The sequence below is a fragment of the Streptomyces sp. NPDC006197 genome (genome assembly GCF_040613865.1).
Classification (GTDB): Bacteria; Actinomycetota; Actinomycetes; order Streptomycetales; family Streptomycetaceae; genus Streptomyces.
Genome location: NZ_JBEXSZ010000089.1, coordinates 1 through 23,788, shown reverse-complemented (window position 1 = coordinate 23,788; position 23,788 = coordinate 1). Strand labels below are relative to the sequence as shown.

Sequence of the window (23,788 nt, the reverse complement as noted above, 5' to 3'; positions counted from 1 at the left end):
CTGCACAACGCCAATCTAGGCGAACGGCGGCCCGGCTGTCCGCACTCAGCGCGACCGAGATTCGGCGGCCACGCGCGCGTGCTCACGAAAGGTCACGCGCGCGTGCGGACCAGCGGGCTCACTTCTTCGTGACGGTCGCCTTCTCGATGGTGACGGGCTTCTTCGGAGCGCCGTCCGTCGCACCGCCCTCGACGCCCGCCTTCGCCACGTCCTGGACCGCCTTGAGGCCGGCCGCGTCGATCTTCCCGAAGGGGGTGTAGGTCGGCGGCAGCTTGGTGTCCTTGTAGACGAGGAAGAACTGCGAGCCGCCGGAGCCCGGCTGCCCAGTGTTGGCCATGGCGACGGTGCCGGCCGGGAAGGTCACGGTGCCGTCCGCGCCCGCCTTGCCGAGGGCGCCCAGGTTCTCGTCGGGGATCGTGTAGCCGGGGCCGCCGGTGCCGTCGCCCTTGGGGTCGCCGCACTGGAGCACGTAGATGCCCTGGGTCGTGAGGCGGTGGCATTTGGTCCCGTCGAAGTACTTCTTGTCGGCGAGGTGCTGGAAGGAGTTCACCGTGTGCGGGGTCTTCGCCGCCTCCATGGTGATCGTGATGTCGCCCTCGTTCGTCTTCAGGGCCATCGCGTACGTGGCCTTCGTGTCCACGGTCAGCTTCGGCTCCGGGCTCTTCGACTCGCTCTCCGTGGGCGTCGGGGTGCCGGTCGGGGTGTCGCCCGCCGCGCTGTCCGAGCCCTTCGAGGAGCCGTCCGTCAGCGCCACGGAGGCGTACACGGCGCCGCCCGCGGCCAGCACCACCGCGAGGGCGGCCGCGATGACGGTGTTGCGGCGCTTCGCCTTGCGCCGGTTCTCCTCCCGCCGCTGCTGCTGCCGCGCGTACTTCTCCCTGGCAAGCTGCCGCCGCCGCTGATCGCTGGTGACCACCGGGTCCGCTCCTTCTCGCTCGTCTGTTCCCGGCCTGGCCGGATGTGCCCGTACCGTATACGGGTTGGCTGTGGAAGCGGCACCGCCGGTAGGCTCTGATCTGCCGCATTCCGTGTTTCCACGAGTTCCGCGCCTCCGTGCCGGACGACACCTAAGGACGAACGTGCTGATTGCCGGGTTCCCCGCCGGGGCCTGGGGGACCAACTGCTATCTGGTCGCCCCCGCCGCAGGCGAGGAGTGCGTGATCATCGACCCCGGCCACCAGGCCGCGCAGGGTGTCGAGGAGACGCTGAAGAAGCATCGGCTCAAGCCCGTCGCCGTCGTCCTCACCCATGGACACATCGACCACGTCGCCTCCGTCGTTCCGGTGTGCGGCGCCCATGACGTCCCCGCGTGGATCCACCCGTCCGACCGCTACATGATGAGCGACCCGGAGAAGGCCCTCGGCCGCTCCATCGGGATGCCCCTCATGGGCGAGCTGACCGTGGGAGAGCCCGACGACGTGCGCGAGCTCACCGACGGCGCCCGGCTGAAGCTCGCCGGTCTGGAGTTCTCCGTCGCCCACGCGCCCGGTCATACCAAGGGGTCGGTGACCTTCCGGATGCCCGAGACCACGGAGGTCCCCTCCGTGTTCTTCTCCGGGGATCTGCTGTTCGCCGGCTCCATCGGACGCACCGACCTTCCCGGCGGTGACATGGACGAGATGCTCGCGTCGCTGGCCCGCGTGTGCCTGCCGCTCGACAACTCGACCGTGGTCCTGTCCGGGCACGGTCCCCAGACGACCATCGGCCAGGAACGCGCCACGAACCCCTATCTGCGGGACGTGGCCGCCGGCCTCGGGAGCGCGGACGCTCCCCGACGAGGAATGTGACGAGATTTTCGTGAGCAGCTTCAAGGCCCCCAAGGGCACGTACGACCTGATCCCGCCGTTCTCCGCCACGTACCTGGCGGTCCGTGACGCGATCGCCGCGCCGCTGCGGAAGTCCGGCTACGGCTACGTCGAGACCCCCGGCTTCGAGGACGTCAACCTGTTCGCCCGCGGCGTCGGCGAGTCCACCGACATCGTGACCAAGGAGATGTACGCCTTCGAGACCAAGGGCGGCGACAAGCTCGCCCTGCGGCCCGAGGGCACCGCCTCCGTCCTGCGCGCCGCCCTGGAGGCCAACCTGCACAAGCAGGGCAACCTCCCCGTGAAGCTCTGGTACTCCGGCTCGTATTACCGCTACGAGCGCCCGCAGAAGGGCCGCTACAGGCACTTCTCCCAGGTCGGCGCCGAGGCGATCGGCGCGGAGGACCCGGCGCTGGACGCCGAGCTGATCATCCTGGCCGACGAGGCGTACCGCGCCCTCGGCCTGCGGAACTTCCGCATCCTGCTGAACTCGCTCGGCGACAAGGAGTGCCGCCCCGTCTACCGCGAGGCCCTGCAGACCTTCCTGCGCGGTCTCGACCTCGACGAGGAGACCCTGCGCCGCGCCGAGATCAACCCGCTGCGCGTCCTCGACGACAAGCGGGCCGACGTCCAGAAGCAGCTGGTCGACGCCCCGCTCCTGCGCGACTACCTGTGCGACGCCTGCAAGGCGTACCACGAGGAGGTGCGCGCCCTGATCACCGCGGCGGGCGTCGTCTTCGAGGACGACCCGAAGCTGGTGCGCGGCCTGGACTACTACACCCGGACCACCTTCGAGTTCGTGCACGACGGTCTCGGCTCGCAGTCCGCGGTCGGCGGCGGCGGCCGCTACGACGGCCTCTCCGAGATGATCGGCGGCCCCGCGCTGCCGTCGGTGGGCTGGGCGCTCGGCGTGGACCGCACGGTCCTCGCCCTGGAGGCGGAGGGCGTCGAGCTCGACATCCCCGCGGCCACCAGCGTCTTCGCCGTCGCCCTCGGCGAGGAGGCCCGCCGACTCCTCTTCGGCAAGGTCACCGAGCTCCGCAGGGCCGGCGTCGCCGCCGACTTCTCCTTCGGCGGCAAGGGCCTCAAGGGCGCCATGAAGGACGCCAACCGCTCGGGTGCCCGCCTCGCCGTCGTCGCCGGTGAGCGCGACCTCGCCGAGGGCGTCGTGCAGCTCAAGGACATGGAGTCCGGCGAGCAGCAGGCCGTGGCCGTGGACGGTCTCGTGGAGGCCGTACGGGCCAAGCTGGCCTGATCGGACATGAGGAAGGGCCCGGACCACCCTGGTGGTCCGGGCCCTTCCTTATCTCCCGCGAACGGCCGGACGACAGGTCCGTGTTGCAGAATGACCGTGCCCACAAGGCCGGTCGAGCGAGGGAAAAGGTGACATGGCGAAGGCAGCGGTGGACGAGATCGGGTCCGGCCGGGACGGCGGCGGCACGATCGGGGCGAGCCGGGCCTTCTCCTGGCTCCTCGTGATCACCGGAGCGGCCGGACTGCTCGCCGCCTGGGTCATCACCATCGACAAGTTCAAGCTCCTGGAGGACCCGAACTTCACCCCGGGGTGCAGCCTCAACCCGATCGTCTCCTGCGGCAACATCATGAAGAGCGAGCAGGCCTCGGTCTTCGGCTTCCCGAACCCGATGCTCGGCCTCGTCACGTACGGCATGGTGGTCGCGATCGGCGTGGGCCTGCTCGCCGGAGCCCGCTACCGCCGCTGGTACTGGCTCGGCCTCAACGCCGGAACCCTCTTCGGCGTCGGCTTCTGCACCTGGCTGATGTACCAGTCGCTGTACGAGATCAACTCGCTCTGCCTGTGGTGCTGCCTCGCCTGGACCGCCACCATCGTCATGTTCTGGTACGTGACCTCGCACAACGTGCGCCACGGCGTCGTCCCCGCCCCCGGCGGTCTGAAGACATTCTTCGACGAGTTCACCTGGATCCTGCCCGTCCTGCACATCGGGATCATCGGCATGCTGATCCTGACCCGCTGGTGGGACTTCTGGACCAGCTGACGCAGATCCGACTGTCGGTGCGGTGACCTAGGCTTCATCACTGTGGAGCCCGACCTCTTTACCGCAGCAGCCGAAGACCGCCAGGAGAAGGACCCGGCCAGCAGCCCCCTGGCCGTCCGGATGCGCCCCCGCACCCTCGACGAGGTGGTGGGCCAGCAGCACCTGCTCAAGCCCGGGTCGCCGCTGCGCCGGCTCGTCGGCGACGGGGACGGCGGCCCCGCCGGCGCCTCCTCGGTGATCCTCTGGGGCCCGCCGGGGATCGGGAAGACGACCCTCGCGTACGTCGTCTCGAAGGCCACGAACAAGCGCTTCGTGGAGCTCTCCGCGATCACCGCCGGCGTCAAGGAGGTCCGGGCCGTCATCGACGGCGCCCGGCGCGCGGTCGGCGGCTACGGCAAGGAGACCGTCCTCTTCCTCGACGAGATCCACCGCTTCTCCAAGGCCCAGCAGGACTCGCTCCTGCCGGCCGTCGAGAACCGCTGGGTGACGCTGATCGCCGCCACCACGGAGAACCCGTACTTCTCCGTGATCTCCCCGCTCCTCTCCCGCTCCCTGCTCCTCACCCTGGAACCGCTGACCGACGAGGACCTGAAGGGCCTGATGGCCCGGGCCCTCACCGACGAGCGGGGACTCGGCGGGGCCGTGACCCTGCCGGAGGACGCCGAGGCGCACCTGCTGCGCGTCGCCGGCGGCGACGCCCGGCGGGCCCTGACCGCGCTGGAGGCGGCGGCGGGCGCGGCGATCGCCAAGGGCGAGGCGGAGATCACCCTCCAGACCGTGGAGGAGACCGTCGACCGCGCGGCCGTGAAGTACGACCGGGACGGCGACCAGCACTACGACGTGGCGAGCGCGCTCATCAAGTCGATCCGCGGCTCGGACGTGGACGCGGCCCTGCACTACCTGGCGCGGATGATCGAGGCGGGGGAGGACCCGCGCTTCATCGCCCGCCGGCTGATGATCTCCGCGAGCGAGGACATCGGCCTCGCCGACCCGAACGCCCTGCCGATCGCCGTCGCCGCCGCCCAGGCCGTCGCCATGATCGGCTTCCCCGAGGCGGCCCTCACCCTGAGCCACGCCACCATCGCCCTGGCCCTGGCCCCCAAGTCGAACGCGGCGACGACCGCGATCGGTGCCGCCCTCGCCGACGTGCGGGGCGGCCTGGCGGGCGCGGTCCCGCCGCACCTGCGCGACGGCCACTACAAGGGCGCGGCCAAGCTCGGCCACGCCCAGGGCTATGTCTACCCCCACGACGTACCGGGCGGCATCGCGGCCCAGCAGTACGCCCCGGACACGATCCACGGCCGCCGGTACTACGAGCCCACCCGCTACGGCGCGGAGGCGAGATACGCGGACGTGGTGGAGCGGGTGCGGGAGCGGCTGAAGGGCGAAGGGGGGTAGGGCCTGTCCTCGGACAGGCCCCAGGACCCCGGCGGTGCGAGCGCGCCCTCGGGAGCCGGTACACTGGTCCGGATTGCTGCGTCCCGTGTCCGGCCCCGGCCGGCACCACCAGAACGGGACAGCCAGCCGGAGACCCGGCCCTCGGGCGGGGTTTCCAGGAGCGTCGCGCACCTTCGAAGGTGTCGCGGGCCACCCATCACCACCCGGATTCCCGGGAGCGGCGATGGGTCGTTCGCGTGCTGCACGTATGTGCCCAGACCTGGGAGCGGCTGCCCGGCAGGTCCGTCCCGTACGGACCAGACGGGTTTCCCGGGCTGCGGATGCGACCTCCCCTAACCCTGGTGAAGCCGTATTCGTTCAGATAGAGAGGTTGGTTCATGCCGAACCAGTCCCGTCCCAAGGTCAAGAAGTCGCGTGCCCTCGGCATCGCGCTGACCCCCAAGGCCGTCAAGTACTTCGAGGCCCGCCCCTACCCGCCGGGCGAGCACGGCCGCGGCCGCAAGCAGAACTCGGACTACAAGGTCCGTCTGCTCGAGAAGCAGCGTCTGCGCGCCCAGTACGACATCAGCGAGCGCCAGATGGCGCGCGCCTACGACCGCGCCAAGAAGGCCGAGGGCAAGACGGGCGAGGCGCTGGTCGTCGAGCTCGAGCGTCGCCTCGACGCCCTGGTCCTGCGTTCGGGCATCGCCCGCACCATCTACCAGGCCCGCCAGATGGTCGTGCACGGTCACATCCAGGTCAACGGTGGCAAGGTCGACAAGCCGTCGTTCCGTGTCCGTCCGGACGACGTCGTCATGGTCCGCGAGCGCAGCCGCAACAAGCCGCTGTTCGAGATGGCCCGTGAGGGTGGCTTCGCCGCCGACGGCGAGACCCCGCGCTACCTGCAGGTCAACCTGAAGGCCCTGGCCTTCCGCCTCGACCGCGACCCGAACCGCAAGGAAATCCCGGTCATCTGCGACGAGCAGCTGGTCGTCGAGTACTACGCCCGCTGATCCCGGCACGGCAGTAGTACCGCCCCCGCGGTGTTCAGCCCGCCGCTTCCCCGCCCTTTCCGGTGGGGGAGCCGGCGGGCTTCCGCGTTCCCGGGACCGCCGCCGACCCGGCCGTACGGAACGGACGCGGGGCCGTCGCATCCGCAGCCCCGCCGACGGCCGGATCCCGGCGCCCGGCGAGCGCGCGCTCCACGACCTCGTCGAGCGAGAGACCCCGGCCCGCCCGGACCGCGGCGTCGAACGCCTCCGCGCCCAGGGCCTCCGCCGCCCGCTGCTCGCACAGCGCCCGCGGGCCGTCGAAGGCCTCCGAACCGAAGAGGCGGATGCCCACCGTGTCCCAGACCGGCACCGCCGCCCCCTGGAGGACCGCGGCCTCCGCCGGATCGCCCTCGCTCACCGTCACGAGCGCGAGCAGCTCGATCGCCAGGACGAGACCGACCAGGTCACGGAAGGTGTGGTTGATCGAGACGCACTCGGTGAGCAGCTCCCGCGCCTCCCCGTACGCGTCCCGGGTCCACGCCGAGAAGGCCAGGACGTACAGGGCGTAGGCCCGGGTCCAGAGCTCCCCGCGCTCCTCGCAGACCTCCCGGACCTCCCGGCAGATCGCGACCGCTCCCTCCAGGTCGCCCCGGAAGGCCCGCGCCATCGCCACCTCGACCTGTCCCATGAGCACGTTGCTGTTCAGCTCGCCGAGCTCCCGGTAGGAGTCGAGCGCCCGCCCGATCAGCGCCTCGGCCCGCGGCAGCTCGTCCGAGAGCAGCGCGAGACAGCCCATCCGGTGCGTCGCGTACGCCTCCGCCAGCGCGTTCCGCGAGGAGCGGGCCCGCTCCCCGCACTCGTGGAGCGCCGCCACCGCCGCCGTACCGTCCCCCTGCAGGACCGTCACGTATCCGAGCACCCACAGCGCCTTGAGCCGGGCCTCCTCGTGCCCCGACTCGAGCGCGAGCGCCCGCTCCAGCCAGTGCCGGCCCTCCGACAGGCGCCCGCAGCCCACCCAGGCGAACCAGAGCGTGCCCGCCAGGTGCTGGGCGAGGTGCGCGTCCTCGGGGAGTTCGAGGCACAGGTCGAGCGCCGCCCGCAGATTGGGCAGCGCCGCGTCCGTGCAGGCCGCCACCTCCGGCTGGCGGGGGCTGAACCACTCCAGCTCGCACCAGGTGGCCAGGCCCATGTACCAGTCGCGGTGCCGGCGCCGCATCCGCTCCGTGTCGCCGAGCGCCGCCAGCCACTCCGCCCCGTACGCCGCGACCGTGTCCAGGAGCCGGTAGGCGGGGCCCGCGGGCGTGTCCTCGCGTGACACCAGCGACTGCGCGAGCAGGCCCCCGAGGTGGTCCAGGACCTGCTCCGGCGGCAGCTCCCGGCTTCCGCACACGTACTCCACCGCCTCCAGGTCGAAGGGGCCGGCGAAGACGGAGAGCCGCGCCCAGAGCAGCCGCTCCTCCGGGGTGCACAGCTCGTGGCTCCAGCCGATCGCGGTGCGCAGCGTCTGATGGCGGGGGAGCGCCCCGCGCCCGCCGTCCGTCAGGAGCCGGAAGCGGTCGTCGAGGCGGTGCAGCATCTGCTCGACCGAGAGGAGGGGGAGACGACCGGCCGCCAGTTCGAGGGCGAGCGGAATCCCGTCGAGCCGCCGGCAGAGCTCCCGCACGGCCTCCGGTCCGCCTCCCGAAGCCGTCCGCGGCCCGGCCCCCGAAGCGCCCCGCGGCCCGGCCACCGGCGCGCCCGGGGCCGCGAAGGGCTCCCCGGTCACCGGCGCGCCCGCCTCCGCCGCCCGCTCGGCGAGGAGCGCCACCGCGTCCGCCTCGTCCATCGGGGCCAGCGGGAACACCGCCTCGCCCGCCACCCGCAGGGGCCGCCGGCCGGCCGCGAGCACGGTGAGCCCCGGCGCGTGGGCCAGGAGGTCCCGCAGCAGCGGCGCACAGCTCTCCACCAGGTGCTCGAAGCCGTCCACCACCAGCAGCATCCGCCGCTCCGCGAGGTGCTCGACCAGCACCTCGCGCGGGGTCCTCGGCGTGTGGTCGGTCAGCCCGAGGGCCTCCACCAGGGCGTACGCGACCAGGTCCGGGTCGCGCAGCGGCGCGAGCTCGGCGAGCCGGACCTCCTCGCCGTAGCGTTTCTGCGCCCCCGCGGCAGCCCGCAGCGCCAGCCGCGTCTTGCCGACCCCGCCCACACCCACGACCGTGACCAGGCGGGACGTCTCGAGGAGCGCCGCCAGTGCGGCCTGCTCGGCGGCCCGTCCGACGAACCGGTTCAGCTCCGCCGGGAGATTGCTCCGTCGCATGGGACACGGAGCGTACTCATCCCCGCGCGCTCCGTACAATCGAGATCCCGTAACTCCCGCCCCACGGGCGGTAATGCGGTACGGCAGGACAGCCCGGGCGCGATAGGGTCGGGAGACGACTTTTCACAAGGCCCAACGACAGCAGAGAGCGGTGCACAGTGACCGGTGGAGAGGTTGCCGGGATCCTGGTGGCCGTGTTCTGGGCGATCCTCGTCTCCTTCCTCGCCGTGGCACTGGTGAGGCTGGCGCAGACGCTCAGGGCGACCACCAGGCTGGTGGCGGACGTGACCGAACAGGCCGTTCCCCTGCTGGCCGAAGCGTCCGCGACCGTGCGCTCGGCGCAGACCCAGCTCGACCGGGTCGACGCCATCGCCTCGGACGTCCAGGAGGTCACCTCCAACGCCTCCGCGCTCTCCACGACCGTCGCCTCCACCTTCGGCGGCCCGCTGGTCAAGGTGGCCGCCTTCGGCTACGGCGTCCGCAAGGCGCTGGGCCGGGGCCGCGAGGCGCAGGACGCGCCGCGGGCCACCGGTCGCCGTACTGTGATCGTCGGCCGTACCCTGCCGTCCTCGCGACGCCGGAAGCAGAAGGGCTGAGCCGCGATGTTCCGCCGCACGTTCTGGTTCACGGCCGGCGCAGCCGCCGGCGTGTGGGCCACCGCCAAGGTCAACCGGAAGCTGAAGCAGCTGACCCCCGAGAGCCTCGCCGCCCAGGCGGCGAACAAGGCCGTCGAGACCGGGCACCGGCTCAAGGACTTCGCCCTCGACGTGAGGGCGGGCATGCTCCAGCGCGAGGCCGAGCTGGACGAGGCCCTCGGCCTGGCCGCACCCGTCGAGCCGGGCCGGGAACTCCCGGAGTCGCGCCGGAGGGCCGCGCTCGGCCCGGCCGCGCACCCGACCACCTATTCGTTTTCCAAGATGCCTACGCGTTCGTACAACCGGAATGAGGACCACTGATGGAGTCGGCTGAAATCCGCCGCCGCTGGCTGAGCTTCTTCGAGGAGCGCGGGCACACCGTCGTCCCTTCGGCGTCGCTCATCGCGGACGACCCGACTCTGCTGCTCGTCCCCGCCGGCATGGTGCCGTTCAAGCCCTACTTCCTGGGCGAGGTCAAGCCGCCCTACACGCGCGCCTCCAGCGTGCAGAAGTGCGTGCGCACGCCGGACATCGAAGAGGTCGGCAAGACCACCCGGCACGGCACGTTCTTCCAGATGTGCGGCAACTTCTCCTTCGGCGACTACTTCAAGGAAGGCGCCATCAAGCTCGCCTGGGAGCTGCTGACCACCCCGGTGGAGCACGGCGGCTACGGGCTGGAGCCGGAGAAGCTCTGGATCACCGTCTACCAGGAGGACGACGAGGCCGAGCAGATCTGGCGCGACGTCGTCGGCGTCCCGGCCGAGCGCATCCAGCGCCTCGGCAAGAAGGACAACTACTGGTCGATGGGCGTCCCCGGCCCCTGCGGCCCGTGCTCCGAGATCAACTACGACCGCGGCCCCGACTTCGGCGTCGAGGGCGGCCCGGCCGTCAACGACGAGCGGTACGTGGAGATCTGGAACCTGGTCTTCATGCAGTACGAGCGCGGTGAGGGCTCCGACAAGGAGGACTTCCCGATCCTCGGCGAGCTGCCGTCGAAGAACATCGACACGGGCCTCGGCCTGGAGCGCCTGGCGATGATCCTCCAGGGCGTCCAGAACATGTACGAGACGGACACCCTCAAGGTCGTCATCGACAAGGCCACCGAGCTCACCGGCGTCGACTACGGCAAGGCCCACGACAGCGACGTCTCGCTCCGCGTGGTCGCCGACCACATGCGCACCTCCGTGATGCTCATCGGCGACGGCGTCACCCCCGGCAACGAGGGCCGCGGCTACGTGCTGCGCCGCATCATGCGCCGCGCCGTCCGCAACATGCGCCTGCTCGGCGCCACCGGCCCGGTCGTCCAGGACCTCGTCACCACCGTGATCGACACGATGGGCGAGCAGTACCCGGAGCTGGTCACCGACCGCAAGCGCATCGAGACCGTCGCCCTCGCCGAAGAGGCCGCCTTCCTGAAGGCCCTCAAGGGCGGCACCAACATCCTCGACACCGCCGTCACCGAGACCAAGGCCGCCGGCGGCACGGTCCTCGCCGGCGAGAAGGCCTTCCTGCTCCACGACACCTGGGGCTTCCCGATCGACCTCACCCTGGAGATGGCCGCCGAGCAGGGCCTCTCCGTGGACGAGGACGGCTTCCGCCGCCTGATGAAGGAGCAGCGGGACCGCGCCAAGGCCGACGCCAAGGCCAAGAAGACCGGTCACGCCGACATGACCGCGTACCGGGAGATCGCCGACAGCAACGGCGCCACCCAGTTCACCGGCTACACCAACACCGAGGGCGAGACCACGGTCGTCGGTCTGCTCGTGAACGGCGTCCCCTCGCCGGCCGCCTCCGAGGGCGACGAGGTCGAGGTCGTCCTCGACCGCACCCCGTTCTACGCCGAGGGCGGCGGCCAGATCGCCGACCAGGGCCGCATCAAGCTGCACAGCGGTGCCGTCATCGAGGTCCGCGACGTCCAGCAGCCGGTCCCGGGCGTCTCGGTCCACAAGGGCTCCGTGCAGGTCGGCGAGGTGACCGTGGGCGCCACCGCCTACGCCGCCATCGACGTCAAGCGCCGCCGGGCCATCGCCCGCGCCCACTCCGCCACGCACCTGACGCACCAGGCCCTGCGCGACGCGCTCGGCCCGACGGCCGCCCAGGCCGGTTCCGAGAACCAGCCCGGTCGCTTCCGCTTCGACTTCGGCTCGCCGAACGCCGTCCCCGGCGCGGTCCTCACCGACGTCGAGCAGAAGATCAACGAGGTCCTCGCGCGCGAGCTGGAGGTCCACGCCGAGGTCATGCCGATCAACGAGGCCAAGCGCCAGGGCGCCATCGCCGAGTTCGGCGAGAAGTACGGCGAGCAGGTGCGTGTCGTCACCATCGGCGACTTCTCCAAGGAGCTGTGCGGCGGCACGCACGTCGGCAACACCGCCCAGCTGGGCCTGGTGAAGCTGCTCGGCGAGTCGTCCATCGGCTCCGGCGTGCGCCGTATCGAGGCCCTCGTCGGTGTCGACGCGTACAACTTCCTCGCCAGGGAGCACACGGTCGTCGCCCAGCTCCAGGAGCTCGTCAAGGGCCGCCCGGAGGAGCTGCCGGAGAAGATCTCCACCATGCTCGGCAAGCTGAAGGACGCCGAGAAGGAGATCGAGAAGTTCCGCGCGGAGAAGGTCCTCCAGGCCGCCGCCGGTCTCGTCGACTCCGCCCGCGACATCCGCGGCGTCGCCCTCGTCACCGGGCAGGTCCCGGACGGCACCGGCGCCGACGACCTGCGCAAGCTGGTCCTCGACGTCCGCGGGCGCATCCCGGCCTCCCGTCCGGCCGTCGTCGCCCTGTTCACCACCGTCAACGGCAAGCCGCTGACGGTCATCGCCACCAACGAGGCGGCCCGCGAGCGCGGCCTCAAGGCCGGCGAGCTGGTCCGCACGGCCGCCAAGACCCTCGGCGGCGGTGGCGGCGGCAAGCCGGACGTCGCCCAGGGCGGCGGTCAGAACCCGGAGGCCGTCGGCGAGGCCATCGCCGCCGTCGAGCGCCTCGTGGTGGAGACGGCGTGACGATGCGCCGCGGCCGCCGTCTCGCGGTCGACGTCGGGGACGCCCGGATCGGGGTCGCCTCGTGCGACCCCGACGGGGTCCTCGCCACGCCGGTGGAGACCGTGCCGGGACGTGACGTCCCGGCCGCCCACCGGCGGCTCCGCCAGATCGTCGAGGAGTACGAGCCGATCGAGGTCGTCGTGGGCCTGCCCCGCTCGCTCAGCGGGCGGGAGGGCCCGGCCGCGACCAAGGTCCGCGCCTTCGCCCGGGAGATGGCGAAGGGCATCGCCCCGGTGCCGGTCCGGCTGGTCGACGAGCGGATGACCACCGTCACCGCGACCCAGGGCCTGCGGGCCTCGGGCGTGAAGGCGAAGAAGGGGCGGTCCGTCATCGACCAGGCCGCCGCTGTGATCATCCTTCAGAACGCTCTTGAGTCCGAACGGGTATCAGGTAATCCGCCCGGTGAGGGCGTCGAAGCGGTTATCTGACTTCTCTTGTTTCTGCTTCGCTCAGTGACTACGGCGCTAGCGTGTGAGCCATGAAGGGCAAGCACGTGAGACGGGCCTTCAAGTTCCGTTTCTATCCGACCGATGCGCAGGCAGTGGAGCTGTCCCGCACGTTCGGGTGTGTGCGGAAGGTCTACAACCTCGCTCTTCAGGCTCGCACCGAGGCGTGGTATCAGAGGCGTGAACGCGTGAACTACGTTCAGACCTCGGCGATGCTCACTGACTGGAAGAAGACCGAAGACCTTGCTTTCTTGAGCGAGGTGTCCTCTGTCCCTCTGCAGCAGGCGCTGAGGCACTTGCAGGGGGCATTCGTGAACTTCTGGGAGGGGCGAGCGCAGTACCCGCGGTTCAAGTCGCGGAAGAAGTCGCGCGCGACTGCTGAGTACACGCGTTCGGCGTTCCGATGGCGCAATGGGCGTCTGACGCTCGCGAAGCTGAGCGAGCCGCTTCGCATCGTCTGGTCGCGGGCTCTCCCGCCGGGCGTGGAACCGTCTACCGTGACCATTTCGCGAGACGGGGCTGGTCGCTGGTTCGTATCACTGTTGGTGGAGGATCCGGCGGTTCGGCCGCTGCCACCGGCCGACAGCCCTGCGGTCGCGCTTGATGTAGGGCTCACGACGTTGGCGACGCTGTCGACGGGGGAGAAGATCGCCAACCCGAAGCACGAGCGGCGTGACAGGAAACGTCTCGCACGCGCTCAGCGACAGCTGGCACGGAAGCAGCCAGGGTCGCAGAACCGCCAGAAGGCGCAGCGCAGGGTCGCGAGGGTTCACGCCAAGATCAGCGACCGGCGTAGGGATTACCTGCACAAACTGACGACTCGACTCGTTCGTGAAAACCAAACGATCGTGATCGAGGACCTCAATGTTCGGGGCATGCTGAAGAACCGCTCGCTGGCGCGCGCGATCTCCGATGCATCCTGGTCGGAGCTCCGCTCCATGCTGGAGTACAAGTGCCACTGGTACGGCCGTCAGCTTGTCGTGATCAATCAGTGGTACCCGTCGAGCAAGGCGTGTTCCAACTGCGGATACGTGCTCGCCAAGCTGTCACTCGGGGTCCGTCATTGGACCTGCCCTGGCTGTGGGACGACTCATGACAGGGATGAGAACGGGGCGAAGAACCTACTGGCCGCCGGGCTGGCGGTGACAGCCTGTGGAGCCGGTGTAAGACCCCAACGGGAGCAGTCCCGGACAGGGCGGCTGGCGCTGAAGCAGGAAGCCAAGCGGGTGACCGCTGGAAGTTTCTCCGACTATCGGTGCGGAGAGATGGATGTCAACTGATCGCGATACGGTAACGTTCCGCGCGATGTGGCGGTGTTCGAACAGCTGCCGCACTACGTAGAGGCGGATCGTCCGGAAGCCTCGCGGCTGTTTTGGGGATCGATGACTGAGTATGGCCGGGGCCCTGGCTCCGAACCGTGGCACCCCGGGGACCCGCTCTACGGGGACCAGGGGTGGGAGGGCCAGCAGCAGTACCCGCACCCGCAGCAGGCGAGCCAGTACGACCACGGCGGCCAGGGCTACGTGGACCCGTACGGCCAGGGCGGCCACGCCGACCAGGGCTACGGGGGCGACCCGTACCAGCAGCAGGGGCAGCAGTACCAGCAGCAGCCGCAGTACGAGCAGCCCCCGCAGCAGTACGCCGATCCCCAGTACCAGCAGCAGTACGAGACGGGGTACCCGGGCGGCGGTTACGACACGCCCGGGCACCTCGGACAGCAGTACGACGGCAACTGGGAGAGCGGCCAGGCGGCGATGGCCTACGGCGCGCCCCCGGCCGATCCGTACGGCGGCCAGAACCCGGACCTCTACGGCACGCCCGAGGCCTACCCGCCGCCCCAGCCGCCCGGCCGCCGGCAGCACCCGCCGGAGCCGGTCGTCGACTGGGCGCCGGAGGAAGAGGCGCAGCAGCCGGAGCCGGAGGAGGAGAAGCACCCCTTCTTCACCGGCGACGACGACGCGGACGACGACGGCTACGACGAGGAGCCGGGACGCGGCCGCGGCTCCCGCGACGGCGACCGCGAGCGCCGGAGCAAAGCGAAGAAACGCAAAGGCAAGAACGGCGTGGCCTGCCTGGTCGTCGCCCTCGTCCTGGTCGGCGGCGTCGGCGGCATCGGCTACTTCGGCTACCAGTTCTGGCAGGGCGAGTTCGGCGCGGCGCCCGACTACACGGGCAGCGGCAGCGGCGAGGTCCAGGTCGAGATCCCGAAGTCCGCGGGCGGCTACGAGATCGGCAACATCCTCAAGAAGGCGGGGGTCGTCAAGAGCGTCGACGCCTTCGTCTCGGCGCAGCAGAAGAACCCGCGGGGTCTCTCGATCCAGGCGGGCGCCTACACGCTGAAGAAGGAGATGTCGGCCGACAGTGCGGTGACGCTGATGCTGAACCCGGCCAGCCAGGCCAACCTCATCATCCCCGAGGGCAAGCGCAACGCCTGGGTCTACGAGAAGCTCGACGAGCGCCTCGACCTCAAGCCCGGCACCACCAAGGAGATCGCGTTCGCGAAGGCGGACTCCCTCGGGCTGCCCGACTGGGCCAAGAACCACGAGGAGCTCAAGGACCCGCTGGAAGGATTCCTCTTCCCGGCGAGCTACCCGGTCGCGAAGGGCACCAAGCCCGAGGACGCGCTGCGCAAGATGGTGTCCCGCGCGAACCAGGAGTACACCAAGCTGGACCTGGAGGCGAAGGCGAAGGGGCTCGGCGTCAAGGACCCGTGGGAACTCCTCACGGTCGCCAGCCTGGTCCAGGCGGAGGGCAAGACCCACGACGACTTCCGCAAGATGGCGGAGGTCGTCTACAACCGCCTCCGGCCGGACAACCACGAGACGTACCAGCTGCTCCAGTTCGACTCGACCCTCAACTACCTGAAGGGTCAGAGCGAGATCAAGATCTCGGAGCAGGAGGCGAACACCAACACCGACCCGTACAACACGTACAAGTACAAGGGACTGCCGCCGGGACCGATCGACAACCCGGGCAACGAGGCCCTGGCCGCCATGCTCAACCCCACGAACGACGGCTGGATCTACTTCGTCGCCACCGACGGCATGAACAAGACCGAGTTCGCGAAGACCCTGGCCGAGCACAACAGGTTGAAGGACAAGTTCAATGCCAACACGGGCCAGTGAGGGCCGCCGCGCGGCCGTCCTCGGTTCGCCCATCGCCCACTCCCTCTCCCCGGTCCTGCACCGGGCCGCGTACGCCGCGCTCGGGCTCGACGACTGGTCGTACGACCGCTTCGAGGTCGACGAGGCGGCGCTGCCCGGGTTCGTGGCCGAGCTGGACGAGACCTGGGCCGGGCTCTCGCTGACCATGCCGCTCAAGCGGGCGATCATGCCGCTGCTCGACGAGATCAGCGACACGGCCGCCTCCGTGGAGGCCGTCAACACCGTCGTCCTCCGTGAGGACGGGCGACGGTTCGGCGACAACACCGACATCCCCGGCATGATCGCCGCGCTCAGCGAGCGGGGCGTCGAGAAGGTGGAGTCGGCGGCGATCCTCGGCGCCGGCGCCACCGCCTCCTCCGCGCTCGCCGCCCTCGCCCGGATCTGCGGGGGACCCGTCACCGCGTACGTACGGAGCGAGGCGCGCGCCGAGGAGATGCGCGGCTGGGGCGAGCGGCTCGGCGTGGACGTCCGCACCGCGGACTGGGAGCGGGCGGCGGAGGCCTTCGACGCGCCGCTGGTCATCGCGACCACCCCCGCCGGCACTACGAACGCCCTGGCGACCGCCGTCCCCGACAGCGTCGGCACGCTCTTCGACGTGCTGTACGACCCCTGGCCGACCCCGCTCGCCGCGGCCTGGTCCGAGCGCGGCGGGAAGGTCGTCGGCGGCCTCGACCTCCTGGTCCACCAGGCCGTCCTCCAGGTCGAACAGATGACGGGCGTCCCGAAGGGGCCGCTCGCGGCCATGCGCGCGGCGGGGGAGCAGGCGCTGGCGGCTCGCTAGGATCCCCTCCGTATCGAGTGATCGCGGGGGAGCGGCAGTGGACACGGGCGGGGAATTCGTACTGGCGTCGCGGTGGAGCATGTCCTGGGACATCGTGCGCGCGGTCCTCATGGGGTTCCGCCACGACTTGCCCGATTGGGTGAGGTATCCGCTGCTCGCGCTGGGCTGCACCGTGCTCGTCCACCAGGGCCTCGACTGGCTGCGCGAGCGTTTCGGCGCGCCCCTGGAGGAGAGCGTGGCCGATCGCGAGAGCGGCGAGGCCGTCCAGGAGAGCGAGGCAGGCGTCCGATAGCTGGACCGGAGGGCGGATTCACCCCTCGGACGTGGGAGGATCGGGGTGGCGGGCCAGGGCCGCGCACCCGGTCGTGCCGTCGCAGTGCCAGGCGCGAGCATGAGGAGCATCGTTGAGCAGGTTGCGTTGGCTGACCGCGGGCGAGTCGCACGGACCCGCGCTGGTCGCGACGCTGGAGGGTCTTCCCGCCGGCGTCCCGGTCACCACTGAGCTGGTGGCGGACCACCTCGCGCGGCGACGCCTCGGCTATGGGCGCGGCGCCCGCATGAAGTTCGAGCAGGACGAGGTCACCTTCCTCGGCGGCGTCCGGCACGGACTCTCCCTCGGCTCCCCGATCGCCGTCATGGTCGGCAACACCGAGTGGCCCAAGTGGGAGAAGGTCATGTCGGCCGACCCGGTCGACCCCTCGGAGCTGAAGGAGACGGGCCGCAACGCGCCCCTGACCCGGCCCCGGCCCGGCCACGCCGACCTCGCCGGCATGCAGAAGTACGGCTTCGACGAGGCCCGGCCGATCCTGGAGCGCGCCAGCGCCCGGGAGACCGCCGCCCGTGTCGCCCTCGGCGCCGTCGCCCGGTCCTTCATCAAGGAGGCCGCCGGCATCGAGATCGTCTCGCACGTGGTCGAGCTGGCCGCCGCCAAGGCGCCGTACGGCGTCTACCCGACCCCCGCCGACGTCGAGAAGCTCGACGCCGACCCGGTCCGCTGCCTCGACGCCGACGCGTCGAAGGCGATGGTCGCGGAGATCGACCAGGCCCACAAGGACGGCGACACCCTCGGCGGCGTCGTCGAGGTCCTCGCCTACGGGGTGCCGGTCGGGCTCGGCTCGCACGTCCACTGGGACCGGCGTCTGGACGCCCGGCTCGCCGCGGCCCTCATGGGCATCCAGGCGATCAAGGGCGTCGAGGTCGGCGACGGGTTCGACCTCGCCCGGGTGCCCGGCTCGAAGGCGCACGACGAGATCGTCCGCACCGAGGACGGCATCAAGCGCACCTCCGGCCGCTCCGGCGGCACCGAGGGCGGTCTGACCACCGGCGAGCTGCTGCGCGTCCGCGCCGCGATGAAGCCGATCGCGACCGTGCCGCGCGCGCTGGCCACGATCGACGTCGCCACCGGCGAGGCCGCGGCCGCCCACCACCAGCGCTCCGACGTGTGCGCCGTCCCGGCCGCCGGGATCGTCGCCGAGGCGATGGTCGCGCTGGTCCTGGCGGACGCGGTCGTCGAGAAGTTCGGCGGCGACAGCGTCCCCGAGACCCGCCGCAACGTGCGGTCGTACCTCGACAACCTGAACATCCGGTGACCGCCGGACCCCTGGTCGTCCTCGTCGGGCCCATGGGCTCCGGCAAGTCCACGGTGGGCGCGCTCCTGGCCGAACGGCTCGGCGCGCCCTACCGGGACACCGACGCCGACATCGTCGCCGCCGAAGGACGCGAGATCTCCGACATCTTCGTCGAGGACGGCGAGGAGCACTTCCGGGCCCTGGAGCGGGCCGCCGTCGCCACGGCCGTCGCCGAGCACGAGGGCGTCCTCGCCCTCGGTGGCGGCGCGATCCTGGACGCCGGGACCCGCGCCCTGCTCGCCGGGCTGCCCGTCGCGTACCTCTCGATGGACGTCGAGGAGGCGGTCCGCCGCGTCGGCCTGAACACCGCGCGGCCCCTGCTCGCCGTCAACCCGCGCCGCCAGTGGCGCGAGCTGATGGAGGCGCGCCGCCATCTGTACACCGAAGTCGCACGGGTCGTCGTCGCCACGGACGACCGCACCCCCGAAGAGGTCGCCCAGGCGGTCCTCGACGCACTGGAGTTGAAGGACGTATGACGGACCAGGACCAGGTGACCCGCATCCAGGTCGGCGGTTCCGCGGGCACCGACCCGTACGAGGTACTGGTCGGGCGGCAGCTCCTCGGTGAGCTCCCCGCCCTGATCGGCACCCAGGCCAAGCGGGTCGCCGTGATCCACCCGGAGGCGCTCGCCGACACCGGCGAGGCGCTCCGCGCCGACCTCGCCGAGCAGGGCTACGAGGCCGTCGCCATCCAGGTGCCGAACGCCGAGGAGGCGAAGACCGCCGAGGTCGCCGCCTACTGCTGGAAGGCGCTGGGCCAGACCGGCTTCACCCGCAGCGACGTCGTCGTCGGCGTCGGTGGCGGCGCCACCACGGACCTCGCCGGGTTCGTGGCCGCCACCTGGCTGCGCGGCGTGCGGTGGATCGCCGTGCCGACCACGGTCCTGGCCATGGTGGACGCGGCCGTCGGCGGCAAGACGGGCATCAACACCGCCGAGGGCAAGAACCTCGTCGGCGCCTTCCACCCGCCCGCCGGGGTCCTGTGCGACCTCGCGGCGCTCGACTCGCTGCCGGTGCACGACTACGTCAGCGGTCTCGCGGAGATCATCAAGGCCGGCTTCATCGTCGACCCGGTGATCCTCGACCTCATCGAGGAGGACCCGCAGGCCGCCCGCACCCCGGCCGGCCCGCACACCGCCGAGCTGCTCGTCCGCTCGATCAAGGTCAAGGCCGAGGTCGTCTCCGGCGACCTCAAGGAGTCCGGCCGCCGGGAGATCCTCAACTACGGCCACACCCTCGCCCACGCCATCGAGAAGAACGAACGGTACAAGTGGCGCCACGGCGCCGCCGTCTCCGTCGGCATGGTCTTCGCCGCCGAGCTCGGCCGCCTCGCCGGGCGGCTCGACGACGCCACCGCCGACCGGCACCGGACGATCCTGGAGTCCGTCGGCCTGCCGCTGACCTACCGCGGCGACCAGTGGCCGAAGCTCCTGGAGACGATGCGGGTCGACAAGAAGTCCCGCGGCGACCTGCTCCGCTTCATCGTCCTCGACGGGATCGGCAAGCCGACCGTCCTGGAGGGCCCCGACCCGGCCGTCCTGATCGCGGCCTACGGCGAGGTGTCGGCGTGAGCGAGGCGCGTCCGGGCCGCCCGGTCCTCGTGCTGAACGGCCCGAACCTGGGCCGTCTCGGCTCCCGCGAGCCCGACATCTACGGCGCGACCTCCTACAAGGGGCTCGTCGAGTCCTGCCGGAGCCTCGGCGCGGAGCTCGGCTTCGACGTCGAGGTGCGGGAGACCAACGACGAGGGCGAGATGATCCGCTGGCTCCACGAGGCCGCGGACGGCTCGATCCCCGTGGTGATCAACCCCGGCGCCTTCACGCACTACTCGTACGGGATGCGGGACGCCGCCGCCCAGCGGACCGCCCCGCTGATCGAGGTGCACATCTCCAACCCGTACGCCCGCGAGGAGTTCCGGCACACCTCGGTCGTCGCGGCCGTGGCGACCGGCACGGTCGCCGGGTTCGGGATCGGCTCCTACCGGCTGGCGCTGCGGGCGCTCGCCGAGGAGCTCACCGACTGACAGGGCCTGACAGGGCACCAGGGGGAGCCCCCGGCCGTTCCCCCTGTGGGGGCCGGGGGCGGTAACGTTCCGCCATCCACGGACACACCGGTCCGGGGACCCGACAGGCGTACGAGACGGAGTGGCACCGGATGCAGCACGCAGTGGGGGGCCCGCTGCCACCGCCCGAGCGGTCGGACCGGACGACCGGCACCGGACCGGGACCCGCGCCCGGTTCCGCACAGGCCCCCGGCGCCGGTGGCGGGGACCTCGGCGGGCAGCCGCCCGTTCCTCCGCCGGTCCCGCCGGGCGCCCCGTACGCGGGCCCCGCGTCCGGGCCCCGGCTCGGTGTGCACCCGACGGTCCAGGCCGGTGCGCCCCGGCCCCCGCACGCCCCGCCGCCCTCGGCGCCCGGAGCGGGCTGGGGCGGCCCGGGAGGCATACCGCGGCATCCGGCGGCCCTCCAGCACCCCGCGGCACCCCACCCGACCGGCGCGCCGCAGCAGGGGACCCCGCAGCACCCCGCCGCAGGGCCGCAGCACCCGGGGGCCCCGCAGCACCCCGCCGCGGGACCGCAGCACCCCGCCGCCGGACCGCAGCACCCGGGGGGCCCGCGGCACCCCTCCTCCGCCCCGCCGCGCGCGGACCTGACCGGGCACGTGCCGCTGCCGCCCGTGAGCGCGCCCCTCGCGCCGCCCGTCGAGCACGGCGCCGGGACCGGCGCGGCCACCCTCGCCGTCCTGCTCATCGGCCCCGCCGGCGCGGGCAAGACGACCGTCGCCCGGCACTGGGCGCAGCGCCGCCGCGTGCCCACCGCGCACATCAGCCTCGACGACGTCCGCGAGTGGGTCTGCTCCGGCTTCGCCGACCCGCAGTCCGGCTGGAACGAGCACTCCGAGGCGCAGTACCGGCTGGCCCGCCGCACCTGCGGCTTCGCCGCGCGCAACTTCCTCGCCAACGGCATCTCCTGCATCGTCGACGACGCCGTCTTCCCGGACCGGCCCGTCGTCGGACTCGGCGGTTGGAAGCGTCACGTCGGCCCCGGTCTGCTGCCCGTCGTCCTGCTGCCCGGCCTGGAGGTCGTCCTGGAGCGCAACGCCGAGCGCAGCGGCAACCGGCGCCTCTCGGACGAGGAGGTCGCCGCCATCCACGGCCGGATGGCCGGCTGGTACGGCTCCGGCCTGCCGATCATCGACAACTCCACGTACGACGTCGAGACCACCGCGCGCGTCCTCGACGACGTCCTGGCCCGCGCGATCGCCAGCCCGCCCACCTGGTGACCGAGCCCGGACGGCCGTTCTGAACAGGCCGTCGCGGCCCGCTGCTCGTAGGCTCGGAAGCATGTCAGAGGTGTATGCGGACCGCCGTGTACGGCTGCGCGACAGGTGCGCGGCCGCGGGCAGCCCGGCGGCCCTGGTCTCCCGCCCCGCCAACGTCCGCTATCTCGCGGGTGGTTCACCGCCCGGCGCCGTCCTGCTCGTCGGGCCGGAGCCGGAGACGGACGTCCTGCTCTGCCCCGTCGCGCCCGGTGGCGAACCGGCCGACGGGCGACTCGACGAGCTGCTCCGGCAGCAGGTCCTGCCCGCCGGAGGGGGCGATCCGGCGGTCACCGCCGTCGACCTCGCCCACCGGGCCGGCGCCGACGCGCTCGCGGTCGAGGAACACCACCTGACGGTGGCCCGGCACCGGGCCATGGGCTCCGCCGCCCCCGCACTGCGCCTCGCCGACCTCTCCTGCGCCGTCGAGCAGCTCAGGATCGTCAAGGACGAGGACGAGATCGCCTGCCTGCGGATCGCGGCGGAGATCGCCGACCAGGCCCTCGGCGAGCTCCTGGAGTCGATCCTCGTGGGGCGGACCGAGCGCCACCTCGCCCTGGAGCTGGAGCGGCGGCTCGTCGACCACGGCGCCGACGGGGCCGCCTTCCCCACCTCGGTGGGGACCGGTCCGCACTCCGGGCGCCGCGGGCACCGGCCCACCGACCGCCGGGTCGAGGAGGGTGATTTCCTCTCCGTCTGCCTGGGCGCGGACTACCGCGGCTACCGGTGCGAGATCGGCCGCACCTTCGTCATCGGCACCACCCCCGCCGACTGGCAGATCGAGCTGTACGAGCTCGTCTTCGCCGCTCAGCGGGCCGGACGCGAGTCCCTCGCGCCCGGCGCCGAGTACCGGGACGTGGACCGGGCGGCCCGCCAGATCCTGGACGCCGCGGGGCACACGGAGGCCGCCGTGCCCCTCACCGGGCACGGAGTGGGGCTCGAAATCGACGAGGACCCGCAGCTCTCACCCTCGGCCATGGGTAAACTGGACGCTTGTGTGCCGGTCACCGTCGAACCGGGGGTCCACCTCCCGGGCCGGGGCGGAGTCCGGATCGATGACACGCTCGTCGTACGCCAGGAGGCGGACGGCGGACCCGAGCTACTCACCATCACGACCAAGGAGCTGCTCGCGCTGTAGGGCGCGTACGCCTCCTCGGTCCCACGTCAGTCCAGGAGATTCCGCAACCGTGGCTTCCACGAACGACCTCAAGAACGGCATGGTGCTCAAGCTCGAAGGCGGCCAGCTCTGGTCCGTCGTCGAGTTCCAGCACGTCAAGCCCGGCAAGGGCCCGGCCTTCGTGCGCACCAAGCTCAAGAACGTGCTGTCCGGCAAGGTCGTCGACAAGACCTTCAACGCCGGTGTGAAGGTCGAGACGGCCACCATCGACCGCCGCGACATGCAGTTCTCCTACATGGACGGCGACTACTTCGTCTTCATGGACATGGAGACCTACGACCAGCTGCACGTCGACCGCAAGGCCGTCGGCGACGCCGCCAACTTCCTCGTCGAGGGCTTCACCGCCTCCGTCGCGCAGCACGAGGGCTCGGTGCTCTACGTCGAGCTCCCCGCCGCCGTCGTGCTGACGATCGAGCACACCGACCCGGGCGTCCAGGGCGACCGCTCCACCGGCGGCACCAAGCCGGCCAAGCTGGAGACCGGCCACGAGATCCAGGTCCCGCTCTTCGTCACCACCGGTGAGAAGGTCAAGGTCGACACGCGCACCAGCGACTACCTCGGCCGGGTGAACGACTAACCGTGGCCGCTCGGAGCAAGGCCCGCAAGCGCGCCTTCCAGATCCTCTTCGAGGCCGATCAGCGCGGCGCCTCCGTCCAGGAGGTCCTCGCCGACCAGATCCGGCACGCGCGGTCGGACGACCGCCAGCCGCCGGTCAACGACTTCACCATGCAGCTGGTCGAGGGATACGCGGCCCACGTGGCGCGGATCGACGAGCTCATCGCGACCTACGCGGTGGACTGGGACCTCGACCGGATGCCCGTCGCCGACCGGAACATCGTGCGCCTCGGTGCGTACGAGCTGATCTGGGAGGACGAGACGCCCGACGCGGTCGCGATCGACGAGGCGGTGCAGCTCGCCAAGGAGTTCTCCACCGACGAGTCCCCGACCTTCGTCAACGGTCTGCTGGGGCGCTTCAAGGACCTGAAGCCGCGCCTGCGCCGGGACGCGGACGTCTAGTCCCATACGGCACGTGAAGGGGCCCGCAGCACTCGGTGCTGCGGGCCCCTTCGCGTACCGGAGTTCCCGCGGGGGAAAAGCGCCGGGCCCGTGGACGTCGGATGACGTC

23 protein-coding genes are annotated in these 23,788 nt (G+C 71.5%); 21 read left to right on the top strand and 2 right to left on the bottom strand.

What is annotated here, in order from left to right:
• Positions 1-118: 118 nt before the first annotated feature.
• Positions 119-916: a peptidylprolyl isomerase gene (locus tag ABZ318_RS25255; RefSeq protein WP_356904746.1), complete on the bottom strand. Its 798-nt coding sequence runs from the start codon at positions 914-916 to the stop codon at positions 119-121.
• A gap of 163 nt (positions 917-1,079) precedes the next feature.
• On the opposite strand from ABZ318_RS25255, the gene ABZ318_RS25250 reads away from it, so the two are divergent.
• The 5 genes from ABZ318_RS25250 to rpsD all read left to right on the top strand — a co-directional run bounded on the left by ABZ318_RS25250 (position 1,080) and on the right by rpsD (position 6,210).
• Complete coding sequence (locus ABZ318_RS25250; protein WP_356904745.1) at positions 1,080-1,787, top strand: MBL fold metallo-hydrolase; 708 nt, start codon at positions 1,080-1,082, stop codon at positions 1,785-1,787.
• Between the two features lie 10 nt (positions 1,788-1,797).
• Entirely contained in the window at positions 1,798-3,060 is a 1,263-nt protein-coding gene (gene hisS, locus ABZ318_RS25245) for a histidine--tRNA ligase (protein ID WP_356904744.1), read from the top strand.
• A gap of 133 nt (positions 3,061-3,193) precedes the next feature.
• Positions 3,194-3,820, top strand: a complete 627-nt coding sequence (locus ABZ318_RS25240) for a vitamin K epoxide reductase family protein (protein ID WP_356904743.1) — start codon at positions 3,194-3,196, stop codon at positions 3,818-3,820.
• 42 nt (positions 3,821-3,862) lie between these two features.
• Positions 3,863-5,218 (top strand): replication-associated recombination protein A, encoded by a 1,356-nt coding sequence (locus tag ABZ318_RS25235; RefSeq protein WP_356904742.1) that lies wholly within the window; start codon positions 3,863-3,865, stop codon positions 5,216-5,218.
• A gap of 377 nt (positions 5,219-5,595) precedes the next feature.
• Positions 5,596-6,210 (top strand): 30S ribosomal protein S4, encoded by a 615-nt coding sequence (gene rpsD, locus ABZ318_RS25230; protein ID WP_030693074.1) that lies wholly within the window; start codon positions 5,596-5,598, stop codon positions 6,208-6,210.
• A 34-nt stretch (positions 6,211-6,244) separates the two neighbouring features.
• On the opposite strand, the gene ABZ318_RS25225 is transcribed toward rpsD, so the two are convergent.
• Positions 6,245-8,485 (bottom strand): AAA family ATPase, encoded by a 2,241-nt coding sequence (locus ABZ318_RS25225; protein ID WP_356904741.1) that lies wholly within the window; start codon positions 8,483-8,485, stop codon positions 6,245-6,247.
• Positions 8,486-8,643: 158 nt separating this feature from the next.
• Here ABZ318_RS25225 and ABZ318_RS25220 point away from each other — a divergent pair, with 158 nt between their 5' ends.
• The 16 genes from ABZ318_RS25220 (at position 8,644) to nusB (ending at position 23,679) form a co-directional block, all read left to right on the top strand.
• Positions 8,644-9,081 (top strand): DUF948 domain-containing protein, encoded by a 438-nt coding sequence (locus ABZ318_RS25220; protein ID WP_356904740.1) that lies wholly within the window; start codon positions 8,644-8,646, stop codon positions 9,079-9,081.
• Positions 9,082-9,087: 6 nt separating this feature from the next.
• Positions 9,088-9,441, top strand: coding sequence for a DUF6167 family protein (locus ABZ318_RS25215; protein ID WP_356904739.1), 354 nt, complete (start codon positions 9,088-9,090; stop codon positions 9,439-9,441).
• A complete protein-coding gene (gene alaS, locus ABZ318_RS25210; protein WP_356904738.1) occupies positions 9,441-12,110 on the top strand; it encodes an alanine--tRNA ligase in 2,670 nt (889 codons plus the stop codon). Before ABZ318_RS25215 ends, alaS begins: the two co-directional genes overlap by 1 nt.
• Positions 12,111-12,112: 2 nt before the next feature.
• Positions 12,113-12,577, top strand: coding sequence for a Holliday junction resolvase RuvX (ruvX, locus tag ABZ318_RS25205; protein ID WP_356904756.1), 465 nt, complete (start codon positions 12,113-12,115; stop codon positions 12,575-12,577).
• Between the two features lie 50 nt (positions 12,578-12,627).
• Complete coding sequence (locus ABZ318_RS25200; protein ID WP_356904737.1) at positions 12,628-13,875, top strand: RNA-guided endonuclease TnpB family protein; 1,248 nt, start codon at positions 12,628-12,630, stop codon at positions 13,873-13,875.
• Between the two features lie 102 nt (positions 13,876-13,977).
• Complete coding sequence (gene mltG / locus ABZ318_RS25195) at positions 13,978-15,720, top strand: endolytic transglycosylase MltG (protein ID WP_356904736.1); 1,743 nt, start codon at positions 13,978-13,980, stop codon at positions 15,718-15,720.
• Positions 15,701-16,540 (top strand): shikimate dehydrogenase, encoded by an 840-nt coding sequence (locus tag ABZ318_RS25190; RefSeq protein ID WP_356904735.1) that lies wholly within the window; start codon positions 15,701-15,703, stop codon positions 16,538-16,540. The genes mltG and ABZ318_RS25190 overlap by 20 nt, the downstream gene beginning before the upstream one ends.
• A gap of 139 nt (positions 16,541-16,679) precedes the next feature.
• The gene (locus tag ABZ318_RS25185; RefSeq protein ID WP_356904734.1) at positions 16,680-16,832 is read left to right on the top strand and encodes a hypothetical protein; all 153 of its coding nucleotides are present in this window, start codon (positions 16,680-16,682) and stop codon (positions 16,830-16,832) included.
• Between the two features lie 112 nt (positions 16,833-16,944).
• On the top strand, positions 16,945-18,129 hold the full coding sequence (aroC, locus tag ABZ318_RS25180; protein WP_356904733.1) for a chorismate synthase: 1,185 nt from the start codon (positions 16,945-16,947) through the stop codon (positions 18,127-18,129).
• A complete protein-coding gene (locus tag ABZ318_RS25175) occupies positions 18,126-18,644 on the top strand; it encodes a shikimate kinase (RefSeq protein WP_093877082.1) in 519 nt (172 codons plus the stop codon). Before aroC ends, ABZ318_RS25175 begins: the two co-directional genes overlap by 4 nt.
• Positions 18,641-19,738: a 3-dehydroquinate synthase gene (aroB, locus tag ABZ318_RS25170; RefSeq protein WP_093877083.1), complete on the top strand. Its 1,098-nt coding sequence runs from the start codon at positions 18,641-18,643 to the stop codon at positions 19,736-19,738. The genes ABZ318_RS25175 and aroB overlap by 4 nt, the downstream gene beginning before the upstream one ends.
• Entirely contained in the window at positions 19,735-20,190 is a 456-nt protein-coding gene (gene aroQ, locus ABZ318_RS25165; RefSeq protein ID WP_356904732.1) for a type II 3-dehydroquinate dehydratase, read from the top strand. Before aroB ends, aroQ begins: the two co-directional genes overlap by 4 nt.
• 419 nt (positions 20,191-20,609) lie before the next feature.
• Positions 20,610-21,449, top strand: coding sequence for an AAA family ATPase (locus tag ABZ318_RS25160; RefSeq protein ID WP_356904755.1), 840 nt, complete (start codon positions 20,610-20,612; stop codon positions 21,447-21,449).
• Positions 21,450-21,510: 61 nt separating this feature from the next.
• Positions 21,511-22,623: an aminopeptidase P family protein gene (locus ABZ318_RS25155; RefSeq protein ID WP_356904731.1), complete on the top strand. Its 1,113-nt coding sequence runs from the start codon at positions 21,511-21,513 to the stop codon at positions 22,621-22,623.
• Between the two features lie 49 nt (positions 22,624-22,672).
• Complete coding sequence (efp, locus tag ABZ318_RS25150) at positions 22,673-23,239, top strand: elongation factor P (protein WP_356904730.1); 567 nt, start codon at positions 22,673-22,675, stop codon at positions 23,237-23,239.
• Positions 23,240-23,241: 2 nt separating this feature from the next.
• A complete protein-coding gene (gene nusB, locus ABZ318_RS25145; protein WP_093877087.1) occupies positions 23,242-23,679 on the top strand; it encodes a transcription antitermination factor NusB in 438 nt (145 codons plus the stop codon).
• Positions 23,680-23,788 lie beyond the last annotated feature (109 nt).

Excerpts from the sequence above, each read along its gene's own strand:
- ABZ318_RS25240 (WP_356904743.1), top strand. The coding sequence starts at position 3,194 with ATGGCGAAGGCAGCGGTGGACGAGATCGGGTCCGGCCGGGACGGCGGC.
- rpsD (WP_030693074.1), top strand. The coding sequence starts at position 5,596 with ATGCCGAACCAGTCCCGTCCCAAGGTCAAGAAGTCGCGTGCCCTCGGC.
- ABZ318_RS25225 (WP_356904741.1), bottom strand. The coding sequence starts at position 8,485 with ATGCGACGGAGCAATCTCCCGGCGGAGCTGAACCGGTTCGTCGGACGG.
- ABZ318_RS25215 (WP_356904739.1), top strand. The coding sequence starts at position 9,088 with ATGTTCCGCCGCACGTTCTGGTTCACGGCCGGCGCAGCCGCCGGCGTG.
- alaS (WP_356904738.1), top strand. The coding sequence starts at position 9,441 with ATGGAGTCGGCTGAAATCCGCCGCCGCTGGCTGAGCTTCTTCGAGGAG.
- ruvX (WP_356904756.1), top strand. The coding sequence starts at position 12,113 with ATGCGCCGCGGCCGCCGTCTCGCGGTCGACGTCGGGGACGCCCGGATC.
- ABZ318_RS25200 (WP_356904737.1), top strand. The coding sequence starts at position 12,628 with ATGAAGGGCAAGCACGTGAGACGGGCCTTCAAGTTCCGTTTCTATCCG.
- mltG (WP_356904736.1), top strand. The coding sequence starts at position 13,978 with ATGACTGAGTATGGCCGGGGCCCTGGCTCCGAACCGTGGCACCCCGGG.
- ABZ318_RS25190 (WP_356904735.1), top strand. The coding sequence starts at position 15,701 with ATGCCAACACGGGCCAGTGAGGGCCGCCGCGCGGCCGTCCTCGGTTCG.
- aroB (WP_093877083.1), top strand. The coding sequence starts at position 18,641 with ATGACGGACCAGGACCAGGTGACCCGCATCCAGGTCGGCGGTTCCGCG.
- ABZ318_RS25155 (WP_356904731.1), top strand. The coding sequence starts at position 21,511 with ATGTCAGAGGTGTATGCGGACCGCCGTGTACGGCTGCGCGACAGGTGC.